Annotated in this window: 21 protein-coding genes and 3 pseudogenes; 14 read left to right on the top strand and 10 right to left on the bottom strand. The window is 59.6% G+C overall.

What is annotated here, in order from left to right:
* Window positions 1–225: 225 nt before the first annotated feature.
* Window positions 226–1,464, top strand: a pseudogene (locus tag PSH65_RS31750) (methyl-accepting chemotaxis protein); the annotation flags it as partial.
* Window positions 1,465–1,524: 60 nt separating this feature from the next.
* On the top strand, window positions 1,525–2,367 hold the full coding sequence (locus PSH65_RS31745) for a methyl-accepting chemotaxis protein (RefSeq protein ID WP_370694694.1): 843 nt from the start codon (window positions 1,525–1,527) through the stop codon (window positions 2,365–2,367).
* A 121-nt stretch (window positions 2,368–2,488) separates the two neighbouring features.
* Here the strand turns inward: PSH65_RS31745 and PSH65_RS05340 are convergent, their stop codons facing one another.
* From PSH65_RS05340 to PSH65_RS05330, 3 genes are read right to left on the bottom strand one after another with little or no spacing between them, the layout of a single operon-like run.
* Window positions 2,489–3,112, bottom strand: a complete 624-nt coding sequence (locus PSH65_RS05340; RefSeq protein WP_038981601.1) for an SOS response-associated peptidase — start codon at window positions 3,110–3,112, stop codon at window positions 2,489–2,491.
* Window positions 3,113–3,147: 35 nt separating this feature from the next.
* Window positions 3,148–3,408, bottom strand: a complete 261-nt coding sequence (locus PSH65_RS05335; RefSeq protein WP_305425231.1) for a putative signal transducing protein — start codon at window positions 3,406–3,408, stop codon at window positions 3,148–3,150.
* 6 nt (window positions 3,409–3,414) lie between these two features.
* Window positions 3,415–3,597 (bottom strand): CPXCG motif-containing cysteine-rich protein, encoded by a 183-nt coding sequence (locus tag PSH65_RS05330; RefSeq protein ID WP_007905243.1) that lies wholly within the window; start codon window positions 3,595–3,597, stop codon window positions 3,415–3,417.
* 142 nt (window positions 3,598–3,739) lie between these two features.
* Between PSH65_RS05330 and PSH65_RS05325 the strand changes: the two are divergent.
* Window positions 3,740–4,905: pseudogene (locus PSH65_RS05325) on the top strand (1-acyl-sn-glycerol-3-phosphate acyltransferase).
* Window positions 4,906–5,037: 132 nt separating this feature from the next.
* On the opposite strand, the gene PSH65_RS05315 reads toward PSH65_RS05325, so the two are convergent.
* Window positions 5,038–5,316 (bottom strand): hypothetical protein, encoded by a 279-nt coding sequence (locus tag PSH65_RS05315; protein WP_305425229.1) that lies wholly within the window; start codon window positions 5,314–5,316, stop codon window positions 5,038–5,040.
* Between the two features lie 193 nt (window positions 5,317–5,509).
* Between PSH65_RS05315 and PSH65_RS05310 the strand changes: the two genes are divergently transcribed.
* Both PSH65_RS05310 and PSH65_RS05305 read left to right on the top strand, forming a co-directional pair.
* Window positions 5,510–5,716 (top strand): hypothetical protein, encoded by a 207-nt coding sequence (locus tag PSH65_RS05310; protein ID WP_030129737.1) that lies wholly within the window; start codon window positions 5,510–5,512, stop codon window positions 5,714–5,716.
* A 328-nt stretch (window positions 5,717–6,044) separates the two neighbouring features.
* Window positions 6,045–6,422: a DUF6124 family protein gene (locus PSH65_RS05305; protein ID WP_305425227.1), complete on the top strand. Its 378-nt coding sequence runs from the start codon at window positions 6,045–6,047 to the stop codon at window positions 6,420–6,422.
* A 167-nt stretch (window positions 6,423–6,589) separates the two neighbouring features.
* Here the strand turns inward: PSH65_RS05305 and PSH65_RS05300 are convergent, their stop codons facing one another.
* Window positions 6,590–7,174 (bottom strand): YajG family lipoprotein, encoded by a 585-nt coding sequence (locus PSH65_RS05300; RefSeq protein ID WP_007905851.1) that lies wholly within the window; start codon window positions 7,172–7,174, stop codon window positions 6,590–6,592.
* Window positions 7,175–7,379: 205 nt separating this feature from the next.
* Here PSH65_RS05300 and PSH65_RS05295 point away from each other — a divergent pair, with 205 nt between their 5' ends.
* Together PSH65_RS05295 and mqo are read left to right on the top strand one after the other, a co-directional pair.
* A complete protein-coding gene (locus PSH65_RS05295) occupies window positions 7,380–7,613 on the top strand; it encodes a hypothetical protein (RefSeq protein ID WP_008012002.1) in 234 nt (77 codons plus the stop codon).
* A 739-nt stretch (window positions 7,614–8,352) separates the two neighbouring features.
* Window positions 8,353–9,861 carry a malate dehydrogenase (quinone) gene (mqo, locus tag PSH65_RS05290; RefSeq protein ID WP_305425226.1) on the top strand — a complete coding sequence of 503 codons (1,509 nt, stop codon included), beginning with the start codon at window positions 8,353–8,355 and terminating at the stop codon, window positions 9,859–9,861.
* Between the two features lie 89 nt (window positions 9,862–9,950).
* On the opposite strand, the gene PSH65_RS05285 is transcribed toward mqo, so the two are convergent.
* Window positions 9,951–10,238, bottom strand: a complete 288-nt coding sequence (locus PSH65_RS05285; protein ID WP_305425225.1) for a PA4642 family protein — start codon at window positions 10,236–10,238, stop codon at window positions 9,951–9,953.
* A gap of 63 nt (window positions 10,239–10,301) precedes the next feature.
* On the bottom strand, window positions 10,302–10,787 hold the full coding sequence (locus PSH65_RS05280) for a hypothetical protein (RefSeq protein WP_305425224.1): 486 nt from the start codon (window positions 10,785–10,787) through the stop codon (window positions 10,302–10,304).
* Window positions 10,788–10,937: 150 nt separating this feature from the next.
* Here PSH65_RS05280 and dauA point away from each other — a divergent pair, with 150 nt between their 5' ends.
* Window positions 10,938–12,659, top strand: coding sequence for a C4-dicarboxylic acid transporter DauA (gene dauA / locus PSH65_RS05275; RefSeq protein WP_305425223.1), 1,722 nt, complete (start codon window positions 10,938–10,940; stop codon window positions 12,657–12,659).
* Between the two features lie 100 nt (window positions 12,660–12,759).
* On the opposite strand, the gene PSH65_RS05270 is transcribed toward dauA, so the two are convergent.
* The gene (locus tag PSH65_RS05270) at window positions 12,760–13,317 is read right to left on the bottom strand and encodes a hypoxanthine-guanine phosphoribosyltransferase (protein WP_007905841.1); all 558 of its coding nucleotides are present in this window, start codon (window positions 13,315–13,317) and stop codon (window positions 12,760–12,762) included.
* 177 nt (window positions 13,318–13,494) lie between these two features.
* Here PSH65_RS05270 and upp point away from each other — a divergent pair, with 177 nt between their 5' ends.
* Window positions 13,495–14,133, top strand: a complete 639-nt coding sequence (gene upp / locus PSH65_RS05265; RefSeq protein ID WP_305425222.1) for a uracil phosphoribosyltransferase — start codon at window positions 13,495–13,497, stop codon at window positions 14,131–14,133.
* Between the two features lie 2 nt (window positions 14,134–14,135).
* Window positions 14,136–15,411 (top strand): annotated as a pseudogene (locus PSH65_RS05260) (uracil-xanthine permease family protein).
* Between the two features lie 86 nt (window positions 15,412–15,497).
* On the opposite strand, the gene hemH reads toward PSH65_RS05260, so the two are convergent.
* Both hemH and PSH65_RS05250 read right to left on the bottom strand, forming a co-directional pair.
* Entirely contained in the window at window positions 15,498–16,523 is a 1,026-nt protein-coding gene (gene hemH / locus PSH65_RS05255; protein WP_305425221.1) for a ferrochelatase, read from the bottom strand.
* Between the two features lie 13 nt (window positions 16,524–16,536).
* Window positions 16,537–17,439 carry a TIGR01777 family oxidoreductase gene (locus tag PSH65_RS05250; RefSeq protein ID WP_305425220.1) on the bottom strand — a complete coding sequence of 301 codons (903 nt, stop codon included), beginning with the start codon at window positions 17,437–17,439 and terminating at the stop codon, window positions 16,537–16,539.
* Between the two features lie 196 nt (window positions 17,440–17,635).
* On the opposite strand from PSH65_RS05250, the gene PSH65_RS05245 reads away from it, so the two are divergent.
* The 4 genes from PSH65_RS05245 (at window position 17,636) to phrB (ending at window position 22,160) form a co-directional block, all read left to right on the top strand.
* Complete coding sequence (locus PSH65_RS05245; RefSeq protein WP_305425218.1) at window positions 17,636–18,622, top strand: NAD(P)/FAD-dependent oxidoreductase; 987 nt, start codon at window positions 17,636–17,638, stop codon at window positions 18,620–18,622.
* Between the two features lie 154 nt (window positions 18,623–18,776).
* Complete coding sequence (locus tag PSH65_RS05240) at window positions 18,777–19,736, top strand: DUF523 and DUF1722 domain-containing protein (RefSeq protein ID WP_305425216.1); 960 nt, start codon at window positions 18,777–18,779, stop codon at window positions 19,734–19,736.
* Window positions 19,736–20,677, top strand: a complete 942-nt coding sequence (locus PSH65_RS05235) for a MerR family transcriptional regulator (RefSeq protein ID WP_305425215.1) — start codon at window positions 19,736–19,738, stop codon at window positions 20,675–20,677. Before PSH65_RS05240 ends, PSH65_RS05235 begins: the two co-directional genes overlap by 1 nt.
* 34 nt (window positions 20,678–20,711) lie before the next feature.
* A complete protein-coding gene (gene phrB / locus PSH65_RS05230) occupies window positions 20,712–22,160 on the top strand; it encodes a deoxyribodipyrimidine photo-lyase (protein WP_305425214.1) in 1,449 nt (482 codons plus the stop codon).
* Window positions 22,161–22,177 lie beyond the last annotated feature (17 nt).

The following is a 22,177-nucleotide window of genomic DNA, read 5'->3' as shown; positions in this document are numbered from 1 at the left end:
CGGCGCCAGATACAACGGACGTGTAGCACGTACATTTCAGAAAAAGCCCTCATCACCATAGGAAAAAATTCACATAACAACGCCCGCCACGGCCGATCACGGTCAGCAATGATTCATTTGCGACATCCAGCACTCCAAAACAGCCAATTCGTGACACCTCGCTCATGACCCTCCGCCACCCTGCCGATACAGCACCGCAGACGTCCTCTTGCGTGCGGAGCACCCATGAAATTCAAGTCGATCCAGTTTTCCGTTGCCGCCCTGGCCGGCGCCATTGTGCTCAGCGTCGTTGCTGCCTTGGTGCTTTACGCGCTGTTTTCCGGCGCCCGGACCCAAGACATGGTTCAGGAACGGACTCAGGCGCAGTTCGAGCAAGTCATCGAACAACGCCTGACGTCACTGGCGCAAACCCAGGTCAGCCAGATCCAGCGCGAACTCGAAGCACCGCTGCTGATTGCCGGCGGGCTGGTTAGGGTCAACGCGTTGATTGGTACCCCGGGCGCCGATGGTCAGCCACAGTTGAGCCTGAGCCGTGAGCAACTGATCAGCCTGATCAAGGAAAACGTCGCCCGGAACCCGAAAATTCTCGGCACCTACATTGGTTGGGAAAAAAACGCACTCGACCATAACGATGCGGCCTACGTCGACACGCCAGTAGTCGGCATCGACGCCAGCAACGGGCGCTTCCTGCCGTGGTGGTTCCGCAACGAAGACGGCAGCCTGGGCCTGGACAAACTGGTGGACGTCGACGACCAGAAAACCCTGTCCACCGGCGTGCGCGCCAGCGAGTACTACTTGTGCTCGAAAGAAACCAAAAAACCCTGCGTGATCGATCCGGCGCCCTACAAGGTCGGCGACAAGATCGTCATGCTCGCCTCTTTTATTGAACCGATCATGCTCGACGGCGTGTTCCAGGGCATTGTCGGTGCCGACCTGTCGGTGAACTTCATCCAGGAAATGCTCCTGGGGGCGAATCAGAAACTGTACAGCGGCGCCGGTGAAATGGCCCTGATCGGCGGTAATGGCCGGATCGTCGCCTACACCAAAGACCCGAGCAAATTCGGCGAAAAGGTCAGCGACATTCTCGACAGCAAACAAATTGCCAACATGGCCAATCTCAAGCGCGGCGAAGTGACTTACACCGTCGACAAAGCCCAGGGCCGGATCGAGTTGTACCTGCCCTTCGGCATCGGCCAGACCGACGCCCGCTGGACCTTGATGCTGCAATTGCCGCTGAACGCGGTGATGGCCGATCTGCAAAAACTTCAGGGTGATCTGGACGCACAGCGCAAATCCGACACCTTTGGCATGGCCATGGTCGGCCTGTTGATCGCTGGTATCGGTTTGTTGGTGATCTGGCTGGTAGGCCACGGCATTGCCCGTCCACTCAAACAAATGGTCGCGATGCTCGACGACATTGCCCAGGGCGAAGGCGACCTGACCCGTCGTCTGAGCAGCGACCGCGCCGACGAATTGGGCTCGATCGCCAAAGGTTTCAACACCTTCCTCGCCAAGTTGCAGGCGATGATTACCCAAGTGGTGACATCGGTGCAGAGCGTCAGCGATTCCTCGGAACACACCGCCGACATCGCCATTCGCACCAACATCGGTGTGCACAAACAAATGGCCGAGATCGATCAGGTCGCGACCGCCGTGCACGAAATGACCGCCACCGCCCAGGATGTCGCGCGCAATGCGACCCAGGCCGCGCAAGCCGCCAGCCATGCAGATCAGGCAGCGGCGCAAGGCATGCAAATCGTCCGGGATACGTCGAATTCGATTGGTGTGTTGGCCATCGAAATCGGCAAAGCCGTCAGCGTGGTGCAGACCCTGGCCAAGGACAGCGAAAACATCAATGCGATCCTGACGGCCATTCGCGGCATCGCCGAGCAGACCAACCTGCTGGCCTTGAATGCGGCCATCGAAGCGGCGCGGGCCGGTGAACAGGGCCGGGGTTTTGCGGTGGTGGCCGATGAAGTACGCAACCTGGCGCAGAAAACCCAGAAGGCCACGGAAGAAATCCAGACCATGATCCAGCAACTGCAACAAGGCACCCGCGATGTGGTGCGGGTCATGGAAGACAGTCAGAACCGCACCGATGAAAGCGTGCAGCACGCGGCGAAAGCGGCCGAAGCGCTGGAAACCATTACGCAAGCGGTGTCGGTGATCAACGACATGAACACCCAGATCGCCAGCGCGGCCGAGGAACAGAGCGCGGTGGCCGACGACATCAACCGTAACGTGATCAACATCGGGCAAGTGGCCAATGAAGTGGCCGGTGGAGCGGATGAATCGAGCGCGGCCAGTGCGGATCTGACCAAGTTGGCGGAACAGCAGCGGCGGTTGATCAATCAGTTCAAGGTTTAGGGCTCAATGATCGTTCCCACGCTCTGCGTGGGAATGCAGCCATGGACGCTCCGCGTCCACTGTGACGCAGAGCGTCACGGGATTCATTCCCACGCAGAGCGTGGGAACGATCATTACGCGCTCAACCCGGGGTCAAACACTCCGGCCCATTGAGTTTCGGATCATTCACCAGGTTCGCCAGCACCCGCTCGCGCAACGCCGCGGGCTCACTGGCCAGCAACGCCTGCAAGGCATGCAACGGGGTTTCGGGGTTGAGCCAGGCTTCCTGCCCCGCCGCATCGAGAATCAGCGGTCGACGCTGACTCGAAGCCGGCTGGGTGATCACCGCCGTACTCAACCACACCTGTTCCTGCACCGGATAAGCCTCCCAGATCGCCGCGAAGAACAGCGCCGAGCCCTCCCCCGGGGTCAGCCAGTACGGACGCTTGCGGGTGGTGCCCCGCCATTCGTAAAAACCATTGGCCGGCAGCAGGCAACGACGCAGGCGCAAGGCTTCGCGAAACATCGGTTGTTCGGCAACGGTTTCAGCGCGGGCATGGGCCGGAGTACGGGACAGGTCGGTCAGCCACGGCGGCGTCAGCCCCCAGCGAGCGCGGGCTAACTCTCGCTGCCCGTCTGCACCGGCACGCAGCATCAACACCGAATCGTTGGGAGAAATATTCCACTGGGCCTGCTGATCGGCGGGGAATCCGGGCAGGGCCGCGAAGGCGGGGTTCCAGCGAAACAGGGCATAACGTCCACACATGGGGCAATACGACTCTTGATCAAACGAACGTCAGCCTAACAGACCAGCGTGCCGGGAAAGCTGTCCGGTTCATCGCCGGACAGTGGCAGCGCGGCATTGTACGCGGTGATCAGCTCCCGGGCGTATTCGGCCTGGTCGTTATCGACCGATAAACCCAGCAGGCCGGACATCGGCAGCTCTCCTGTGCCGCCGATCAAATCCCGCCCCATCAGATGCGCCTCGACCCCCTCGCTGGCCAGCATGCTCAGCAACAATTCGCCTTCCATCAGGTTTTCCGGCTCGTAGATACGCTGCATAGACCCTCACTCGTTTTCGCTGTGAACCTCGAGCAACCATTCATGACCGTCAGTCTGCAAGACAAAAGTAATGGGACGGCAACACACGGGACAATCTTCAATATAGGTCTGATCGCCGCCGGACAAGTCCAGAACGGCCTCGGATTCTTCACCACAATACGGGCATTCATAGCGCTCGGTTTCCAGCATCGCGGTCTCCCAGGTGACTTGTGCGTATAATCGCCGGTCTATTTGCAGGGCTATTTTCGTCTGGCTACCTTTTCAGACCGTGCCCCGTTGGTTTTCGATCAAAACCTTTACTTACCCTAGCCGTTTCTAACAAGAGAGCATGATGGGCGAATTCGATGCCATCCGACCTTACGACGATAGCGAAGTCCCAGCGGTGCTGGCACGGCTGCTCGGCGACAAGGCGTTTCTAGATATCCTCACCCACTTCCGCTTCCCGCGTTTTGCCGGCGCTTTAGGCTGGGCGCTCAAACCTCTTATAGCGCATCGGCTGCGCCGTGAGTTCGCCGGCATCACGTCGGTGGCCACTTTGCAGGACAAAGTCGAGTTTTACGTCGACCACACCATCGAGCGTGCCACGGACGGGGTGACCTACACCGGCGTGGAGCAATTCAAGTCCGGCAGCGCCTATCTGTTCATCGCCAACCACCGCGACATCGTGATGGACCCGGCCTTCGTCAACTACGCCGTGTACCACGCCGGCCTGCCGACCCCGCGCATTGCCATTGGTGACAACCTGCTGCAAAAACCTTTTGTCAGCGATCTGATGCGCCTGAACAAGAGTTTCATCGTGCACCGTTCGATCACCGGTCGCCGGGAAAAAATGGCGGCGTATCAGCTGTTGTCGGCGTACATCAACCACTCGATCCGCAACGACTGCGCCTCGATCTGGATTGCCCAGGCCGAGGGCCGGGCCAAGGACGGCGACGACCGCACCGAGTCGGCGATCCTCAAGATGTTCCACATGAGCCGCAAGGACGAGCCGTTCGGCGAAGTCATCCGTTCACTGAACCTCACTCCGGTGTCGATCAGCTACGAATACGACCCATGTGACCAGGCCAAGGCCCGCGAGTTGTACATCCGCGCCACCACCGGCAGCTACACCAAGGCGGCCGGGCGAGGATGACGTGAGCATCGCCAAAGGCATCACCGGTTACAAAGGCCGGGTCCACGTGAACTTCGCCGCGCCGATCACCGAACTGTTCGAAGACACCCAAGCAACTGGCGATCGAAATGGACAAGCAGATCCTCAGCGGTTACCGGTTGTTCCCGGCGCACTACCTGGCGTATGCGCAGTGGAAAGACGCCGACCCGCAACTGCAGGTGCCGAAAGCGGCCGAGGTGTTTGCGGCTGACGAACTGGCCAAGGCTCAGGAAGAATGGCAGGGCCGGCTGGATGCCTGCCCTGAGGAGCATCGTCCGTTCCTGGTGCTGCAATATGCGATGCCGGTGCGTAATCAGTATCGGGTCAAGGCTGGCTTGCCGCTTTAAGCGATTTCGGCTGAATACGACAGCGGCGCCTTCGGGCGCCGTTTTTGTTTGTCTTGATGCGGTAGATCAGTCAGGCACTGTACCTGTGGCGAGGGAGCTTGCTCCCTCACCACAGGGTCTGGTGTTAGAACTTCAGACGCGTGTGCTGATCCACGACACCAGCAACGCCATCCCGAGGCAGGCGAAACCGAAGCGGTAGAAAAACCGGTTCATGCGCAGGGTCGCCCAATCCAGCGTTGGCTCTTCACTGGGACGACTTTGGCGCTGCGCCTCGATACTGGCCAGGGCGCGCTGTTCGCGACGACGGGTGGCGTGCAGCAACCAGCCGCCCGGGCAGGCGAACAGCAAGGCCAGCAAATTGATCAATTTGGCGGGATGAGCGGTAAAGAGCGAAATCAATTGCAACGACATCACAAACCTCAGGCAAACCGGTGTAGCAGACGCCGGACCGACGACCACGGCGCAGATTCTACCGAAAGCGCTCCGACCTGCCCCGGCTTTCCGACAAATAACGAAACCATTTAGCCGATTGCTGTCCTGTGTCACGGCACCGTCATCTGAATCCGCCAGTCTGTCGCCCCTCGAAACCGACACGGACTCCGTCATGCTCCACGCCGAAAACCAGGACCGCCTCTACCTCATTGCCCAAAGCGACGAACAACAAACCTTAGTCGGCAGCCTCGCCTTCAACGTCCAGGACCGGCATTGGCTGGTGTATTGCGCGCTGGGTGGGCATCAACATGCGGATTTGCCGGAAGCGGATTTGCTGACGGGGGTGAGTGTTCTGGACTTTTATTCGGAGGCGGCTTGAGCGTCCTACAAACGCAGTGATTGAAAGGGAAGATTCCGACAGGTTTTGAAGGTTGTCGCTCGGAAATGGGGTGGATAGGCTTTGGGGGTCGCTGCACATCAGCGACCGGGCGTCGCAGTCCGTTCAGTTCAGCTCATTTGGTGCATAATCGCCGGCCCAAACCGGAGCGCTTCGGTGCTCGTCGTTTGGTTTAATGGTGGCTGTGCGCGGGATACCTTCGGGTATGCCGGGTTTCCGAATGGCTCGGTCTGCGACCCCGCGTACAGCTGCCTCCTTCAATCGCGTCGCAGCGATCGTGGCAGCTAAACCTTTCATTCGGAGCGTCACCATGTTCAAAGAAACACCGAATCCCCCTGAAACCGAGAACGTTTCCCCCTACGAATCCCTCGATTCAAAAAAACTCCACGACGCCGCTAACCGCGCGCTCGATCACTACCTCAACCCAGCCGCCCTCAAATCACCCGTGGCCCGCAAGCCGAGCACGATGTACATGGTTGCGCCGGATATCAAAGACGAAGACCTGTTGGCCCACACCTGTGAATCGTTGGCTCAGGCCAGCGTGATGGCGAGTGATTTTGCGGGGTATCTGGAAGGGCCGCACCGGCACACAGCGATGGCGATTCAACAGATCGTCATGCTGGCGGAACTGGCGGTGAATCGGATGCTGGATAACGTGGGCGTGCCAAAACCTGCGCCACACAGCTGATCCCTGTGGGAGCCGGGCTTGCCCGCGATGACGGATTAACATTCAACATTGATATTGACTGACACTCAGCCATCGCGGGCAAGCCTCGCTCCCACAATGAATATGCAGGCACAAAAAAACCCGGCGCCATCACTGACACCGGGTTCTTTTAAACAAGCCGCAAACCGTTACTCGGCCAGCACCTGACCAATCGTCGGGTCCTTGAACAAGCGGGTCAACGCATCACTCAACACATCACTGACCAGCTTGGTATTGGTTTCCTGATTCGGCGCCATGCCAAAACGCTGATCCAGCGACGCACCGTAGCGACCGCTGTAACGACGGTTGGCATTCTGCACATCCGAACGGAACGTCGCGCCAATCGTTGCCTCAGTCACATACAGGCCTTCCTTGGGCGACTGATACTTCAGCTCGGCCAGGGTCACCGTCAATTGCGGTGCATTCAGCGCATTGGCCGTCGGGGTAAAGCCCAGCAAGCGCACGGCCGCTTCAGCCTGAGCCTGCAACTTCGGCAGAATTTGCGCGCCCTGCACGGTGATCGCACTGGTCTCCGGGTACAGGCCACCACGAGTCCCCAGGGTTGGCGATGGACGACCATCCACCACACGCACCACCACCGGCTGACCACGACCGACCGGCGCCAGCTGAGCCGTCAACTTGGGTTCCGGGTTCAGTTGTTGCGGGCTGTGGGCGCAGCCGACGAGGGTCAAACTGGTCACAGTGATCAAACCGAACAACAGGCGTTGCAACATGCTCTTCTCTCCAGAATCAGGCACAAACAGGCCCGCAGTATAGCGGTGCGCCACTGCGGCGAACTAGCTTCGCACAACGATTACTGAAATCTCTGACAAACCCGGCACAGCACGGTTCCTGTCACACATCTGTCACCGCCCATACACATGCACGTCATCGCTCACTGGCAACCTTCACAGCAGTCACCCCACAAGGTACTTTGCCATGCGTTTTCTCATCTCAATGTTCGCGCCACGCCCACTGCATCGCTGTTTTGCCCTGCTCGACCGCGATGGCCGCTGCCAGGCGTTCAAACAGTGCAGCCTCCAGCCCATGGGCGATGGCTGGGTCGAAATCGAAGAAATCCGCCTCAACTGGCTGCACCATCCCCTGCCCGCCAGCGCCCGTGTCAGCCAGCGCCAGCCACGTGCGCGTGCGCAACAACTGTTGACCACCTGAGCGGACGCCTAATAAAAGTCATTAAACACGACCATTTCCCTGCGTTTCTTAGATACAATCTCCCCCCGATTATAAGGACGTCTCCTGATCGGGCCTCGCAGCATCGTTAATACCTCGGTATTGACACCCCCGCACCGCCCACAGAGAGCCGCCCACACAGATCGAGTGAAGCTGGCGCGCTTGCTGTTCCCTAAGCAAAACACCACTTCTCGCGAATCTGCAGAGCTGTCATTACGCTCGGTTACTGAGCTGTTTGCCCGTTTTGCCTGTCATGTACCTCATGGCGGCAATCCATCCGGGCACGGTGCCAGGCTGGGACAGCCCTTTTTTGAGGTTCACGTCTTCAAAAGAGCGTGAAAAAAACGGGTTTTCACAACTTCACAAGAGTGTGGCGAGCAAATGAATAGTTTTGCGTCTGAACATGCACCATTAGCGTCTACAACAGCCCAACGACACAGGACCGAGTATTCCTCGAACACCGGAGCCTGAAGCCTGTCCGCTACGGATTTGGTTGCACAAACGGATGTCTCGACCATAAGTCGAATTGCCAGCCGCGTGCCGAAATGAGTTCATGTGACTCTTGAAGCCAGGCCGCATGCATCCGTCGAAGTTGCAAAAAATTGCGAAGATTCGGACATGGCGATCCTGGCCATGGGTACCTGGGGCATCACTGACACGCCCCGGAACGCCTGGCAGCTATGCCGACAATTTGGTGCTGCAGATTTTGGAGACGCGTTAAATGGCGCATAACGAAGCAGTCGACGTAGTACTGGTTGGGGCCGGCATCATGAGTGCCACCCTGGCGGTACTGCTTAAAGAGCTCGACCCCGCGATCACGCTGGAAGTCGTCGAGCTGATGGATTCCGGTGCCGCGGAGAGTTCCAATCCGTGGAACAACGCCGGTACCGGTCACGCCGGGCTGTGTGAGCTCAACTACACGCCACAGGCCGCTGACGGCACCGTCGACATCAAGAAAGCCGTGCACATCAACACCCAGTTCGAGGTGTCGAAGCAGTTCTGGTCGTACCTGACCAAGAAAGGCACCTTCGGTTCGTGCAAATCGTTCATCAGCCCGGTGCCGCACCTGAGTTTCGTGCAGGGCGAGGACGGCGTCTCCTTCCTCAAGGAACGTTTCAAGACGCTGAGCAAGCACCACGCCTTCGCCGACATGGAATACACCGAAGACAAGGCCAAAATGGCCGAGTGGATGCCGCTGATGATGCCGGGGCGCGCGGCCGACGAAGTCCTCGCCGCCACCCGCGTGATGAACGGCACCGACGTCAACTTCGGCGCCCTGACCAACCAATTGCTCCAGCACCTGACCAGCGCACCCGATGCCCAGGTCAAGTACTGCAAGCGCGTCACCGGCCTGAAGCGTAACAATGGCGGCTGGACCGTCAGCATCAAGGACGTCAACAGCGGCAACACCCGTGAAGTCGACGCCAAGTTCGTCTTCCTCGGCGCGGGCGGCGCGGCCCTGCCGCTGCTGCAAGCCTCGGGCATCGAAGAAAGCAAAGGCTTTGGCGGTTTCCCGATCAGCGGCCAGTGGTTGCGTTGCGACAACCCGGAAGTGGTCAAGCACCACCAGGCAAAGGTTTACAGCCAGGCTGCCGTGGGTTCGCCACCGATGTCCGTGCCGCACCTGGACACCCGCGTGGTCGATGGCAAGAAGTCCCTGCTGTTCGGACCTTACGCCGGCTTCACCACCAAGTTCCTCAAGCACGGTTCGTTCATGGACCTGCCGATGTCGGTTCGCGCCGGCAACATCGGCCCGATGCTGGCCGTGGCCAAAAACAACATGGACCTGACCAAGTACCTGGTCAGCGAAGTGATGCAGTCGATGGAGCAGCGCCTGGAATCCCTGCGTCGCTTTTATCCACAGGCGAAAGCCGAAGACTGGCGCCTGGAAGTGGCCGGCCAACGGGTGCAGATCATCAAGAAAGACCCGAAGAAAGGCGGCGTTCTGCAGTTCGGTACCGAACTGGTCGCGGCCAAGGACGGCTCCCTTGCCGCCCTGCTCGGCGCCTCGCCAGGCGCTTCGGTGACTGTTTCGATCATGCTTGAGCTGATCGAGAAATGCTTCCCGAACAAAGCGTCCGGTGAATGGGCTGCCAAACTGGCGGAAATCTTCCCGGCTCGGGAAAAGGTTCTGGAAACCGACGCTGCGCTGTATCGCAAGATCAATGCGCACAACAACGTCGCGCTGGAACTGGTGGAAGCCAGCAACGAGACCGAAAGCTACGCTTGATTCGGTGGCCTAAAAAAACGCCCCGTCCTCATTGAGGGCGGGGCGTTTTTTATTGATCTTCGCCAGCCTTGGAAAAAGATCTTTTGATCTTAACCGCGAGCCTTGTTGATCAGCTCGATGTACTCGGCGGCGTTGCGCTGATCCTGAATCAGGGCAACGAAGTCATTGCCGCGCTCGTCCTTGCCGTCCAGATCGTAGCCGGCTTCAACAAAGAACGTCAGAAAACGCTCGAAGTCATCGATGCGCAGGCCACGGTACGCCTTGATCAGTTTGTGCAGCGACGGTGAAGTGGCGTCGACCGGCTCGAAATCGAGGAACAGTTTGATCTGCGCATCGCCGATCTCGTCACCAATCACTTGCTTCTTATCTTTACGCATTGCCGACTCCAGCTCGCAGACATTTCACAGGGCGGGCAGTTTACCCCCGCACGGCCATGGGGCTCAACGCGGACGAACGCTGCCGGTGTGCAGATCGGCCCAGATATGGCCGTTGGCGTAACTCAGAAACTGGCAATACACCGTGTCGTTGCGCAGCAAGTCGATCACCACCCGGTACTGAGCCAGCGGGTAATAGAGGGTCAGGGTTTTGCTTTTGTCGTCATAGATCGGCTTTTTCAGGCTTTTGCTTTCGCCATCGAAGTTGACCAGCACTTGGCTGATGGTCGCGCCCTTGTTCAGGGATTTGCCCTTGAGGCGGATCAGCAGCGGTGAGGTGACCGGGATCGGTTGTTGGTTGGACTGACGCTGGCTGCCGAGGACCACCGAATACTCGGTGACCTGCAACAGTTGTTGCTGCTCGGGCTCTGCATCACGCAGGGTCAGGTCGTCCGGGGGCAAAAACTGCCCGTGCATCGGCGCCGGGGCGGCAGCCAGGGGCAGGCTGAGGATCAGCAACAGGGCGGCGCAGCTGCGGGTCAAAAGGCTCATGACAGGCTCCGGGGGCGAGGCCGAGCACTCTAGCACGATGATCAATCAGGTAAATAAGCGATCCAGATCAATACTCTGGAGGACAAGGCTGGGCATACTGAAGAGCCTTCAGCCCTATTTCGACGGCGTGCCGTCTACTGTGGAGCCCTCATGTCATTCTCCATGCCCCCATTGTTCGCCGCCTGGCGTCAGACCCGGCGCGCAGGTTATAGCTTCAGGCGATTGCGTGGCGACATCAGTGCCGGGGTGACGGTAGGGATTATCGCCATCCCCTTGGCCATGGCCCTGGCGATTGCGGTGGGGGTAGCGCCCCAGCATGGCTTGTATACGGTGCTGATCGCTGCCCCGCTGATCGCCCTGACGGGAGGCTCGCGCTTCAATGTCAGCGGGCCGACAGCCGCGTTCGTGGTGATACTGCTGCCGATCACCCAGCAATATGGCCTGGGTGGCCTGCTGCTCTGCACCCTGCTTGCCGGGGTAATCCTGATTGCCTTGGGGCTGATTCGGGCCGGACGGCTGATTCAGTACATCCCTTACCCGGTGACCCTGGGCTTTACCGCCGGGATCGGCATTGTCATCGCCACACTCCAGCTAAAGGATTTGCTGGGCCTGAGTACCACCCAGCATGCCGAACATTACGTTGAGCAATTAGGCGTGCTGCTCCAGTCATTGCCCAGCGCCCGCTTGGGGGACGGGATCATCGGCGTTACATGCCTGGCGGTTCTGATCGTCTGGCCACGCTTTGTTCCACGGATTCCGGGGCATCTGGTGGCACTGGCCGTCGGCGCATTATTGGGGCTGGCGCTGGAAGGCGGCGGATTACCGATTGCAACGCTCGGCGAGCGCTTCAGCTATATCGTCGGTGGCGTCAGCCACCCCGGCATTCCGCCGTTTCTGCCGAGCTTCGACTGGCCGTGGAATCTGCCGGGCCCCAATGGCCAACCCCTGCATTTGTCTTACGACCTGATCCGCCAATTAATGGCGCCGGCCTTCGCCATCGCCATGCTCGGAGCCATCGAATCGTTGCTGTGTGCAGTGGTGGCCGATGGCATGACGGGCAGCAAACACGACCCTAACGCCGAACTCTTGGGTCAGGGCATCGGCAATCTGGTCGCACCGCTGTTCGGCGGCATTACCGCCACCGCGGCGATCGCTCGCAGCGCCACCAATGTGCGCAGCGGGGCGTTTTCGCCATTGGCGGCGATTATCCACAGTGCGGTGGTGCTGCTGGCAATACTCGTCCTGGCTCCGCTGTTCAGCTACTTGCCGATGGCTGCGCTGGCGGCATTGCTCGTGATGGTGGCGTGGAACATGAGCGAGGCCCGGCATGTCGTGCACACCTTGCGCATCGCACCACGCAGCGATGTGTTGGTTTTGCTGACCTGTCTGAGCCTGACAGTGTTGTTCGACATGGTGCTGGCCGTTGCCGTTGGGCTGTTGCTGGCCGCCGGGTTGTTCGTCAAGCGCATGAGCGACCTCACGGACACTGCCGAATTGCCTCGAGAGTTCCATCAAGCCTTACAGGATATGCCGGAGCATGTTCGTTGCTATGCGATACGCGGGCCGTTGTTTTTCGGCGCGGCGGAAAAAGCCCTGGGCGTGCTGCGCAAATTCAGCCCCGAGGTCAAAGTGGTGATTGTCGAGATGAGTGCCGTGTCGATGCTGGACATGACGGCGTTGGCAGCCTTCGACAATATCCTCAGGGATTACCGCACCGACGGCATCGGCTTGATTCTGGTCGGGACGGCTGCGCGCGTGCGCCTGAAACTCAGGCGCGCGGGCATCCATCGGGAACAGCGTCAGTTGGCTTACGTGAACAACCTGGAACAGGCTCGACGCAAAAGCGAACGCTGGCTCGCCATGCAGGACTGAGCGCGTAGTTCAAGCGAACTGCGCACGCATTCGGGCGGGAGGCCGGCCTTCAAGCATCAACGTGTCTGGTGGCTAAACCGCCCCCAGACAGTCCCCCTGCTTACATGCCTTTAACGGCAAAAATCCCGTTGGCGTTACGCCAGTACCCTTTGTAATCCATGCCATAACCGAAGATGTAACGGTCAATGCACGGCAGGCCGACGAAATCGGCTTTCAGGTCCGGGCGAGCCTTGCGGTCGTGGTCCTTGTCGATCAGCACGGCGGTGTGCACTTTGCGGGCGCCGGCGTGTTTGCAGAAGTCGATAATCGCGCCCAGGGTGTGACCTTCATCGAGGATGTCGTCGATGATCAGCACGTCACGGTCAATGAACGAGACTTCCGGCTTGGCTTTCCAGAACAGGTCGCCGCCGCTGGTTTCGTTGCGATAACGGGTGGCGTGCAGGTAGGACGCTTCCAGCGGGAATTGCAGGTGGGTGAGCAGCTTGCCGGCGAAAATCAGGCCGCCGTTCATGACACAGAACACCACCGGATTGCTTTCAGCCAGTTGTTCGTTGATGTGCGCACCGACGCGGGCGATGGCCGCCTCGACTTCAGCTTCGGTGTACAGGCAGTCAGCCTCTCGCATGATTTGACGGATATGCTCGAGATCAGCGGACATGGCGCTCTCCAGGGGGATGGTGAAGGGAGGGACAGTTTAGGAAAAGCGGGCAAAGGTACGCATCAAGCGAGGCCAGATCAAGCGTTTGTGGACTAACGTTCTGTATGTCTATAGGACAACACCCTCGGATAGATTAATCTAGGCCGGTTTTTTTGCCCGCCGCCGGAGCCTTTCCCCATGCCCATCCTCGAGATCCGCCATCCGCTGATCCGTCATAAACTTGGCCTTATGCGCCGCGCCGACATCAGCACGAAGAATTTCCGTGAGCTCGCTCAGGAAGTCGGCGCCCTGCTGACCTATGAAGCCACCAAAGACTTGCCGCTGGAAAGCTACGACATCGAAGGCTGGTGCGGCACGGTGTCTGTCGAGAAAATCGCCGGCAAGAAGATTACCGTGGTGCCGATCCTGCGCGCCGGTATCGGCATGCTCGAAGGCGTGCTGAGCCTGATCCCGGGCGCCAAAGTCAGCGCCGTGGGCGTGGCCCGCAACGAGGAAACCCTCGAAGCCCACACCTACCTGGAAAAACTGGTGCCGGAAATCGACGAGCGCCTGGCGATGATCATCGACCCGATGCTCGCCACCGGCGGTTCGATGGTCGCCACCATCGATTTGCTGAAGAAGGCCGGCTGCAAGGACATCCGCGCGATGGTCCTGGTGGCCGCCCCTGAAGGCATCGCCGCGGTGGGCAAGGCTCACCCGGACGTGACCATCTACACCGCCTCCATTGACCAGAAACTGAACGAACACGGTTACATCATCCCAGGCTTGGGCGATGCCGGTGACAAGATCTTCGGCACCAAGCAGAAGGACGCTTGAGCATGCAGCAAGAGTTCAACGATCCGCTCTGGCGCACAGTGCTGTCGGGTGCGCAGATGCTGTTCGTGGCCTTTGGCGCGCTGGTGTTGATGCCGTTGATTACCGGCCTCGACCCGAACGTGGCGCTGTTCACCGCAGGTTTGGGGACGATTCTGTTCCAGATCGTCACCGGGCGTCAGGTGCCGGTGTTCCTCGCCTCGAGCTTTGCCTTCATCACGCCGATCATTCTCGCCAAGGGCCAGTTCGGCCTGGCGGCGACCATGGGCGGTGTGATGGGCGGCGGGTTTCGTCTACACCTTCCTCGGTCTTGCCGTGAAGATCAAAGGCACCGGGTTCATCGACCGCCTGCTACCGCCGGTGGTAATTGGACCGGTGATCATCTCCATCGGTCTGGCCATGGCGCCGATCGCCGCTAACATGGCGATGGGCAAGGCCGGCGACGGCACCGAGCTGATTCCTTACCAGACGGCGATGTTGATCTCGATGCCGGCGCTGCTGACCACCCTGATCGTCGCGGTGTTCGGCAAAGGTATTTTCCGCCTGGTGCCGATCATCTCCGGCGTGTTGGTGGGTTTCGCGATGGCGTTCTATTTCGGGGTGGTTGACACCGCGAAGATTGCGGCGGCACCGTGGTTCGCGATTCCACAGTTCACGGCACCGGAATTCAACTGGCAGGCGATTCTGTTCATCGTTCCGGTAGCCTTGGCCCCGGCCATTGAGCACATCGGCGGCGTGATTGCAGTGGGTAGCGTGACTGGTCGCGATTATTTGAAGAAGCCCGGCCTGCACCGCACGTTGCTCGGCGATGGCATTGCCACCACCGCGGCCGGTCTGTTCGGCGGCCCGCCCAACACCACCTATGCCGAAGTGACTGGCGCGGTGATGCTGACCAAAAACTACAACCCGAAAATCATGACCTGGGCCGCAATCTTTGCGATCAGCCTGGCGTTCATCGGCAAGTTCGGCGCCCTGCTGCAAAGCATCCCGGTGCCGGTGATGGGCGGGATTCTCTGCCTGTTGTTCGGTTCGATTGCTGCGGTGGGGATGAACACAATGATTCGCCACAAGATCGACCTGGGCGAAGCACGCAATCTGGTGATTGTCTCGGTGACGCTGGTGTTCGGGATTGGCGGCGTACTGGTCGGCACCGGCACCGGCCCGGACGATTTCGGCCTCAAAGGCATCGCGCTGTGCGCGGTGGTAGCGATTGCGCTGAACCTGTTGCTGCCGGGCCATGACAGCTGGAAGCACAAGAAGGCGGATGAGCCGCTGATCTAAGCAGGTCTCAAGAACGCCATCGCGGGCAAGCCCGCTCCCACAAGGTCAGCGCAATACCTGTGGGAGCGGGCTTGCCCGCGATGCTTTTAAAGCGCCAACGGCGCCCTTTCGCACAACGCGTTCAACGCCTTGGCCCACTGCGGATCATCGTTGAGGCACGGCACCAGCACCAACTCCTCCCCTCCCGCTTCGCGGAATTGCTCCTTGCCGCGATCACCGATCTCTTCCAGGGTTTCGATGCAATCGGCGACGAACGCCGGGCACATCACCAGGACTTTCTTCACGCCGCTTTTGGCCAACTCATCGAGGCGCGCTTCGGTGTAGGGTTCGATCCACTTGGCCCGCCCCAGACGCGACTGGAACGACACCGACCACTTGCCGTCCGGCAGGCCCAGGAGCCGGGCAAACTCTGACGCAGTACGCAAGCATTGGGCCCGGTAGCAGGTGGCTAATACTTCCGGTGACGCGTTCTGACAGCAATTATCGCTTTTAAAGCAATGGTGACCGGTGGGGTCAATCTTGGTCAGGTGCCGTTCCGGCAAACCGTGAAAGCTCAGCAACAGGTGATCGTAGTCCTGCTGCAAATATGGCGCAGCGCTGGCCACCAGGGCATCGAGGTATTCCGGCTGATCGTAGAACGGCTGGAGAATCGAGAACTGCACGTCGAGTTTCTTCTCCCGCACCACCCGTTTGGCTTCCTCGACTACCGTGGTCACGGTGCTGTCGGCGAACTGCGGATAGAGCGGCGCCAGGGTGACTTTTTTGTGCCCCTGAGCCGCCAGACGAACCAGCGTCGACTCAATGGATGGCTCGCCGTAGCGCATCGCCAGCTCCACCGGGCCGTGGGTCCACTGGGCGGTCATGGCCCGTTGCAGACGACGGCCGAGCACCACCAGTGGCGAACCGTCCGCCCACCAGATCGACGCATAAGCGTGGGCCGATTGCTCTGGGCGTTTGATCAGAATCAACGACACCAGCAAACGCCGCACCGGCCACGGCAGGTCGATCACATACGGATCCATCAGAAACTGATTGAGGTAGCTGCGCACATCCGCCACCGAGGTGGAAGCAGGTGAACCCAGGTTGACCAGAAGCAACGCGTGATCGGTCATGCAACGTCCTATTTCAGAGGCGGCTGGACAGATCGTCCAACGCCGCGCGCAAATCAGTGAACTGGAAAGTGAAACCTGCTTCCAGCAAGCGAGCCGGCATGGCCTTCTGGCCACCCAGCAGCAACAATGACAACTCGCCCAGGCCCACCTTCAACACGAGGGTCGGCATCGGCATGAACGCCGGACGATGCAACACGCGACCCAACGTCTGGGCGAATTCGCGATTGCGTACCGGCTTGGGCGCGCTGGCATTATATGGACCGCTGGCCTCATTGCGGTGCAGAAGAAAATCAATCAGGGCGATTTGATCCTTGATATGAATCCACGGCATCCACTGCCGACCATTGCCGATCGGCCCGCCCAGCCCCAGTTTGAACGGCAACAGCAGCCGCGACAAAAAGCCGCCCTCGGCGGACAGCACCAACCCGGTACGAATGAGGATCACGCGAATGCCCAAGGCTTCGGCGCGCTGCGCGGTTTCCTCCCAGGCGACACACAACTGGCTGGCGAAATCATCGATGACCGGTGGAGATTCTTCAGTCAACTCCCGTTCGCCACCGTCGCCGTACCAACCGATCGCCGAGCCAGAAATCAATACCTGCGGTCTTTGCTCGCGGCTTTCGAGCCAGGCCAGCAGGGTTTCGGTCAGGGTGATCCGGCTGCTCCACAATAACGCCTTGCGTTTGTGCGTCCAGAGCCGATCGGCAATCGGTGCCCCCGCGAGGTTGATAATGGCATCCACCGGTTCTTGACCCAGGTCCTCAAGTCGTGCGATTCCACGTACCTGATTGCCACAGACTTTGGCGACTTTTGCAGGCGTGCGACTCCAGACCGTCAGGCGATGTCCCTGGCTCAACCAGTGTCGGCAGAGTTGACGTCCTATCAAACCAGTACCGCCGGTCAGCAATATGTGCATGACATCTTCCTCGCGTGGCGTTTTACCCTGATCACTAGTCTATTTTTATAAGCAGGGATCTTTGGTATTAGGCAGGCTCTGTGCTTAACAATAGGCCAAGCTGTCAGAACGAGGACGCTAAAAGTTATACCAAAAAACAATATTGTACAGGTTTGAACCACGGCGTAGTCTGTACAGAAAGGTAAACGAGGCCCCTATGACTGTACCTATCGCAATCATCGGCACCGGCATCGCCGGACTCTCAGCCGCCCAGGCCCTGACGGAGGCCGGGCATGTCGTTCAACTTTTCGATAAAAGCCGCGGCAGTGGCGGACGCATGTCGAGCAAGCGCAGTGATGCGGGTGCCCTGGACATGGGCGCGCAATATTTCACTGCCCGCGACCGCCGCTTTGTCACCGAAGTCCAGCGCTGGCAAGCCAATGGCTGGGTTGCCGTGTGGACGCCGCAGCTCTATACCTTCCACGGCGGCCAGCTCAGACCTTCGCCGGATGAACAGACACGCTGGGTCGGCACACCCCGCATGAGCGCGATTACGCGCGGCTTGCTCGGGGATCTGGAAGTGCATTTCGCCTGCCGCATCACCGAGGTCTATCGCGGCGAAGAACATTGGCACCTGCAAGACGCCGAGGGCTTCACCCACGGTCCATTCAGTCATGTCGTCATTGCCACGCCCGCCCCTCAGGCGACCGCACTGCTGGCGGCCGCGCCGAAACTCGCCGGGGCCGCCGCCGGGGTAAAAATGGAACCCACCTGGGCCGTCGCCCTGGCGTTCGACACGCCACTGGAAACCGCCATCGAAGGTTGCTTCGTGCAGGACAGTCCTCTCGACTGGTTGGCGCGCAACCGCAGCAAGCCGGGACGCGACACCACCCTCGATACCTGGGTGCTGCACGCCACCAGTACCTGGAGCCGGCAGCATATCGACCTGCCCAAGGAAGCAGTGATCGAGCAATTGCACGGTGCCTTTGCCGAACTGCTGCACGACGCCATGCCTGCTCCGACTTTCAGCCTCGCTCACCGCTGGCTGTATGCCCGGCCGGCCAGCAGCCATGAGTGGGGTGCCTTGGCCGATGCCGATCTGGGCCTGTATGTATGCGGCGACTGGTGCCTGTCCGGCCGTGTCGAAGGTGCCTGGCTCAGTGGCCAGGAGGCAGCCCGCAGGTTGCATGAACACCTGCAGTGAATCGAATCAAGTCCAGCCCATCGCTGCTGTCGACATGGGCAGCAGCCTCGCAAAAACCTATACAAAAAATTTGACTTGTACATCTTTGAATCTATGATGAAGTCATGTTGTACAGATCCAATAATCTGTACAGGTCTGGATTCGAGGCGCTCCGATGCCCCCCACAGCCATGAAACCCAAAATCGCCATCAGCGCCTGCCTGATGGGAGCCGAAGTGCGTTACAACGGCGGGCACAAAGCATCGCGGCTGTGCAGCCTTACCCTCACTGATTATTTCGATTTCGTCCCGGTCTGCCCGGAAGTCGCCATTGGCCTGGGTATCCCTCGCGAACCGATCCGCCTGGTCGGCAACCCCGAACACCCGGAGGCTGTCGGCACGATCACCCCTGAGATCAACGTCACCCGACCGCTGGCCGAGTACGGTCAAAAAATGGCGATAGAGCTGGGCGACATCTGCGGCTATATCTTCATGCAGAAATCCCCTTCGTGCGGGCTGGAACGGGTCAAGGTCTACCACGCCAACGGCGCGCCAGTGGACCGCGGTAGCCGTGGCATCTACGCCCAAGCCTTCTGTGCGTTGCATCCTGATCTACCGGTGGAGGAAGACGGCCGCCTCAACGACCCGGTACTGCGGGAAAACTTCCTCACCCGCGTGTTCGCCTACAGCGCCTGGCAGCAGTTGCTGCAAACAGGCCTGACCCGGCGCAGCCTCACTGACTTTCACTCGCGCTACAAATACCTGTTGATGGCCCACAACCCGGTGCAATACAAAACCCTGGGCAACTTGCTGGGCAATATGGGCCAGTCCGCTCTCGAAGTGCTTGGCCCGCGCTATTTCAGCGAGCTGATGGCAGCCCTGAAAAAATGCGCCACACGCCGCACCCACACTAACGTGCTGCAGCACCTCAGTGGCTATCTCAAACAAGTCATCAGCCCTGAAGACAAACAAGAAGTGCAGCACGTCATCGGCCAGTATCGCCAGGGCATCGTGCCGCTAGTGGTGCCATTGACGCTGCTCAAACACTACTTTCGCCAACACCCGGATCCCTACATTGCGCAACAGGTTTACCTGCAACCGCACCCGGAAAACCTCAGCCTGCGAAACGCGATTTAATGAAAAATCCACCGGACACCAGCGCTAGTGAAGACCTTGGCAGCGACTTCAAGAAGGCTCTGGACGCTGGCTGGCTGCCCATTCGTGAAGTGGCCCGGCAGACCGGGGTCAATGCCGTCACCTTGCGCGCCTGGGAACGGCGCTATGGGCTGATCGTGCCCCAGCGTACGCCCAAGGGGCATCGGCTGTTCTGTGCCGAACACGTTCAACGGATCCTGACGATCCTCACCTGGCTCAATCGCGGCGTGGCTGTCAGCCAGGTCAAACAGCTGCTCGACACGCCTCAGGGGCTGACCGACCCCGTCGGGAACGATTGGCTGGTGCTGCGCCAGACACTGCTGCAAGCGGTCACTCATCTGGCCGAACGCACACTCGATGACACGGTGAATCAGGCGATGGCGCTGTATCCGCCACGCACCTTGTGTGAACGGTTGTTGATGCCGTTGCTGGCGGAACTGGAACAACGCTGGCAAGGCCAGTTCGGCGCACAGATGGAGCGGGTGTTTGTTTATTCCTGGCTGCGCAGCAAATTCGGCGCGAGGATCTACCATAACAACCGTCAGTTACGCACCGCGCCGCTGCTGCTGATCAATCACTCGGACCTGCCACTGGAGCCTCATCTGTGGCTGACGGCCTGGTTGATCAGCAGCGTCGATTGCCCGGTGGAAGTCTTCGACTGGCCGCTCCCCGCTGGCGAACTTGCGCTGGCGGTCGATCACCTGCAAGCCCGCGGCGTACTGCTGTATTCCAGCAAAGCCATGAATCTTGCGCAGCTGACGAAACTTTTGAATGGCGTCAGTTGCCCAAAAATGATTGCCGGACCAACGGTGTGTATCCACCACACCGAGTTATCCGCAAGAACCACTGCCATTGCTGACTTGTCCCTGGCCGAAGACCCGTTGTCGGCCCATCAGGGCCTGATTCAGCGTGGGCTCATTTAATGACGCTTTTTTAATGGATCGTGCGGATACCACCATGCAATTGATCTGGCTGCGCAGCGACTTGCGTCTACATGACAACACCGCCCTCTCGGCCGCCACAGCCCGCGGCCCGACTGTGGCGGTTTATTTGCTGAGTCCGCAGCAATGGCTGGCGCATGACGATGCGCCGTGCAAAGTGGATTTCTGGCTGCGCAACCTCAGCGAGTTACGCCATGCGCTGGGCGCCCTGAACATCCCGCTGCTGATTCGCAAGGCGTCCCGCTGGGATGAGGCACCGAAGGTCCTGCTCGAGTTGTGCCAGCAATTGAAGATCGACGCAGTACACGCCAACGAGGAATACGGCATTCATGAAACCCGTCGTGATGCCGCGGTGGCCCAAGCCCTGAAAGCCCAAGGCATCGACTTTTACAGCTACCTCGATCAATTGCTGCTCAAGCCCGGCACCGTGCTGACCAGAACCGGCACTTATTTCCAGGTCTTCAGCCAGTTCCGCAAGGTCTGCTACGAACGCTTGCACGCCTCATTGCCGAGATTGGTTACCGCCCCCGCCATCCAGGCTCCGTTGGGTATCGCGAGCGACGAACCTCCCTCTCGTGTCGAGGGTTTCGACACGCCCAGCGACAGGTTGCGTGCTCTCTGGCCGGCCGGCGAAGCCGAGGCCCGACGCCGCCTCGAGACCTTTACCGACGCACAGATCGACTATTACCACAGCGAACGCGACTTCCCGGCAAAACCCGGCACCAGCCAACTCTCGGCCTATCTCACCGCCGGGGTCATCTCCCCTCGTCAGTGTCTGCACGCCGCGTTGCAAAGCAATCAAGGGGAGTTCGAAAGCGGCAAGGTCGGTGCCGTCACCTGGATCAACGAGTTGCTGTGGCGCGAGTTCTACAAACATATTCTGGTGGGCTACCCACGGGTCTCCCGGCACCGCGCCTTTCGCCCGGAAACCGAAGCCCTGGCCTGGCGTGATGCACCGGAAGATCTCAAGGCCTGGCAGCAAGCCCGTACCGGCCTGCCGATTATTGATGCCGCCATGCGCCAATTGCTGGAAACCGGCTGGATGCACAACCGCTTGCGCATGGTCGTGGCAATGTTCCTGACCAAAAACCTGCTGATCGACTGGCGTGAAGGCGAGCGTTTCTTCATGCGACATCTGATTGACGGCGATCTGGCGGCGAACAACGGTGGCTGGCAGTGGAGTTCGTCCACCGGCACCGATTCGGCGCCCTACTTCCGGATTTTCAACCCCCTGAGCCAGTCGGAAAAGTTCGATGCCGAAGGGGTTTTCATCAAGCATTGGTTGCCGCAGATCAATGAAATGAACAAAAAAGACCTGCACAATCGCGCGAGACTCGATGGATTATTCGGTGTAACGGATTATCCATCGCCTATCGTCAACCTGAGCACTTCCCGTGAACGGGCCTTGGCCGCGTTCAAGAACCTGCCATCCCGACAGGGTTTATCACCACCGGAATTAAGTTGATGCCGCCGCATTGCGTT

It is taken from the genome of Pseudomonas sp. FP603 (genome assembly GCF_030687415.1).
Classification (GTDB): Bacteria; Pseudomonadota; Gammaproteobacteria; order Pseudomonadales; family Pseudomonadaceae; genus Aquipseudomonas; species Aquipseudomonas wuhanensis.
This window is presented reverse-complemented; position numbering and strand designations above follow the sequence as displayed.

What these genes read in the sequence shown, in the direction of transcription:
- PSH65_RS05340 (WP_038981601.1), bottom strand. Translation starts at nt 3,112, where the DNA reads ATGTGTGGACGTTATGCCCTGTTTCGCTGGAACCCCGCCTTCGCGGCC.
- hemH (WP_305425221.1), bottom strand. Translation starts at nt 16,523, where the DNA reads ATGACCGATCACGCGTTGCTTCTGGTCAACCTGGGTTCACCTGCTTCC.
- PSH65_RS31745 (WP_370694694.1), top strand. Translation starts at nt 1,525, where the DNA reads ATGATTACCCAAGTGGTGACATCGGTGCAGAGCGTCAGCGATTCCTCG.
- PSH65_RS05235 (WP_305425215.1), top strand. Translation starts at nt 19,736, where the DNA reads ATGAAAAATCCACCGGACACCAGCGCTAGTGAAGACCTTGGCAGCGAC.
- PSH65_RS05310 (WP_030129737.1), top strand. Translation starts at nt 5,510, where the DNA reads ATGCTCCACGCCGAAAACCAGGACCGCCTCTACCTCATTGCCCAAAGC.
- PSH65_RS05315 (WP_305425229.1), bottom strand. Translation starts at nt 5,316, where the DNA reads ATGTCGTTGCAATTGATTTCGCTCTTTACCGCTCATCCCGCCAAATTG.
- upp (WP_305425222.1), top strand. Translation starts at nt 13,495, where the DNA reads ATGCCCATCCTCGAGATCCGCCATCCGCTGATCCGTCATAAACTTGGC.
- dauA (WP_305425223.1), top strand. Translation starts at nt 10,938, where the DNA reads ATGTCATTCTCCATGCCCCCATTGTTCGCCGCCTGGCGTCAGACCCGG.
- PSH65_RS05245 (WP_305425218.1), top strand. Translation starts at nt 17,636, where the DNA reads ATGACTGTACCTATCGCAATCATCGGCACCGGCATCGCCGGACTCTCA.
- PSH65_RS05335 (WP_305425231.1), bottom strand. Translation starts at nt 3,408, where the DNA reads ATGCAGCGTATCTACGAGCCGGAAAACCTGATGGAAGGCGAATTGTTG.
- mqo (WP_305425226.1), top strand. Translation starts at nt 8,353, where the DNA reads ATGGCGCATAACGAAGCAGTCGACGTAGTACTGGTTGGGGCCGGCATC.
- phrB (WP_305425214.1), top strand. Translation starts at nt 20,712, where the DNA reads ATGCAATTGATCTGGCTGCGCAGCGACTTGCGTCTACATGACAACACC.
- PSH65_RS05295 (WP_008012002.1), top strand. Translation starts at nt 7,380, where the DNA reads ATGCGTTTTCTCATCTCAATGTTCGCGCCACGCCCACTGCATCGCTGT.
- PSH65_RS05305 (WP_305425227.1), top strand. Translation starts at nt 6,045, where the DNA reads ATGTTCAAAGAAACACCGAATCCCCCTGAAACCGAGAACGTTTCCCCC.
- PSH65_RS05240 (WP_305425216.1), top strand. Translation starts at nt 18,777, where the DNA reads ATGCCCCCCACAGCCATGAAACCCAAAATCGCCATCAGCGCCTGCCTG.
- PSH65_RS05330 (WP_007905243.1), bottom strand. Translation starts at nt 3,597, where the DNA reads ATGCTGGAAACCGAGCGCTATGAATGCCCGTATTGTGGTGAAGAATCC.
- PSH65_RS05270 (WP_007905841.1), bottom strand. Translation starts at nt 13,317, where the DNA reads ATGTCCGCTGATCTCGAGCATATCCGTCAAATCATGCGAGAGGCTGAC.
- PSH65_RS05285 (WP_305425225.1), bottom strand. Translation starts at nt 10,238, where the DNA reads ATGCGTAAAGATAAGAAGCAAGTGATTGGTGACGAGATCGGCGATGCG.
- PSH65_RS05280 (WP_305425224.1), bottom strand. Translation starts at nt 10,787, where the DNA reads ATGAGCCTTTTGACCCGCAGCTGCGCCGCCCTGTTGCTGATCCTCAGC.
- PSH65_RS05250 (WP_305425220.1), bottom strand. Translation starts at nt 17,439, where the DNA reads ATGCACATATTGCTGACCGGCGGTACTGGTTTGATAGGACGTCAACTC.
- PSH65_RS05300 (WP_007905851.1), bottom strand. Translation starts at nt 7,174, where the DNA reads ATGTTGCAACGCCTGTTGTTCGGTTTGATCACTGTGACCAGTTTGACC.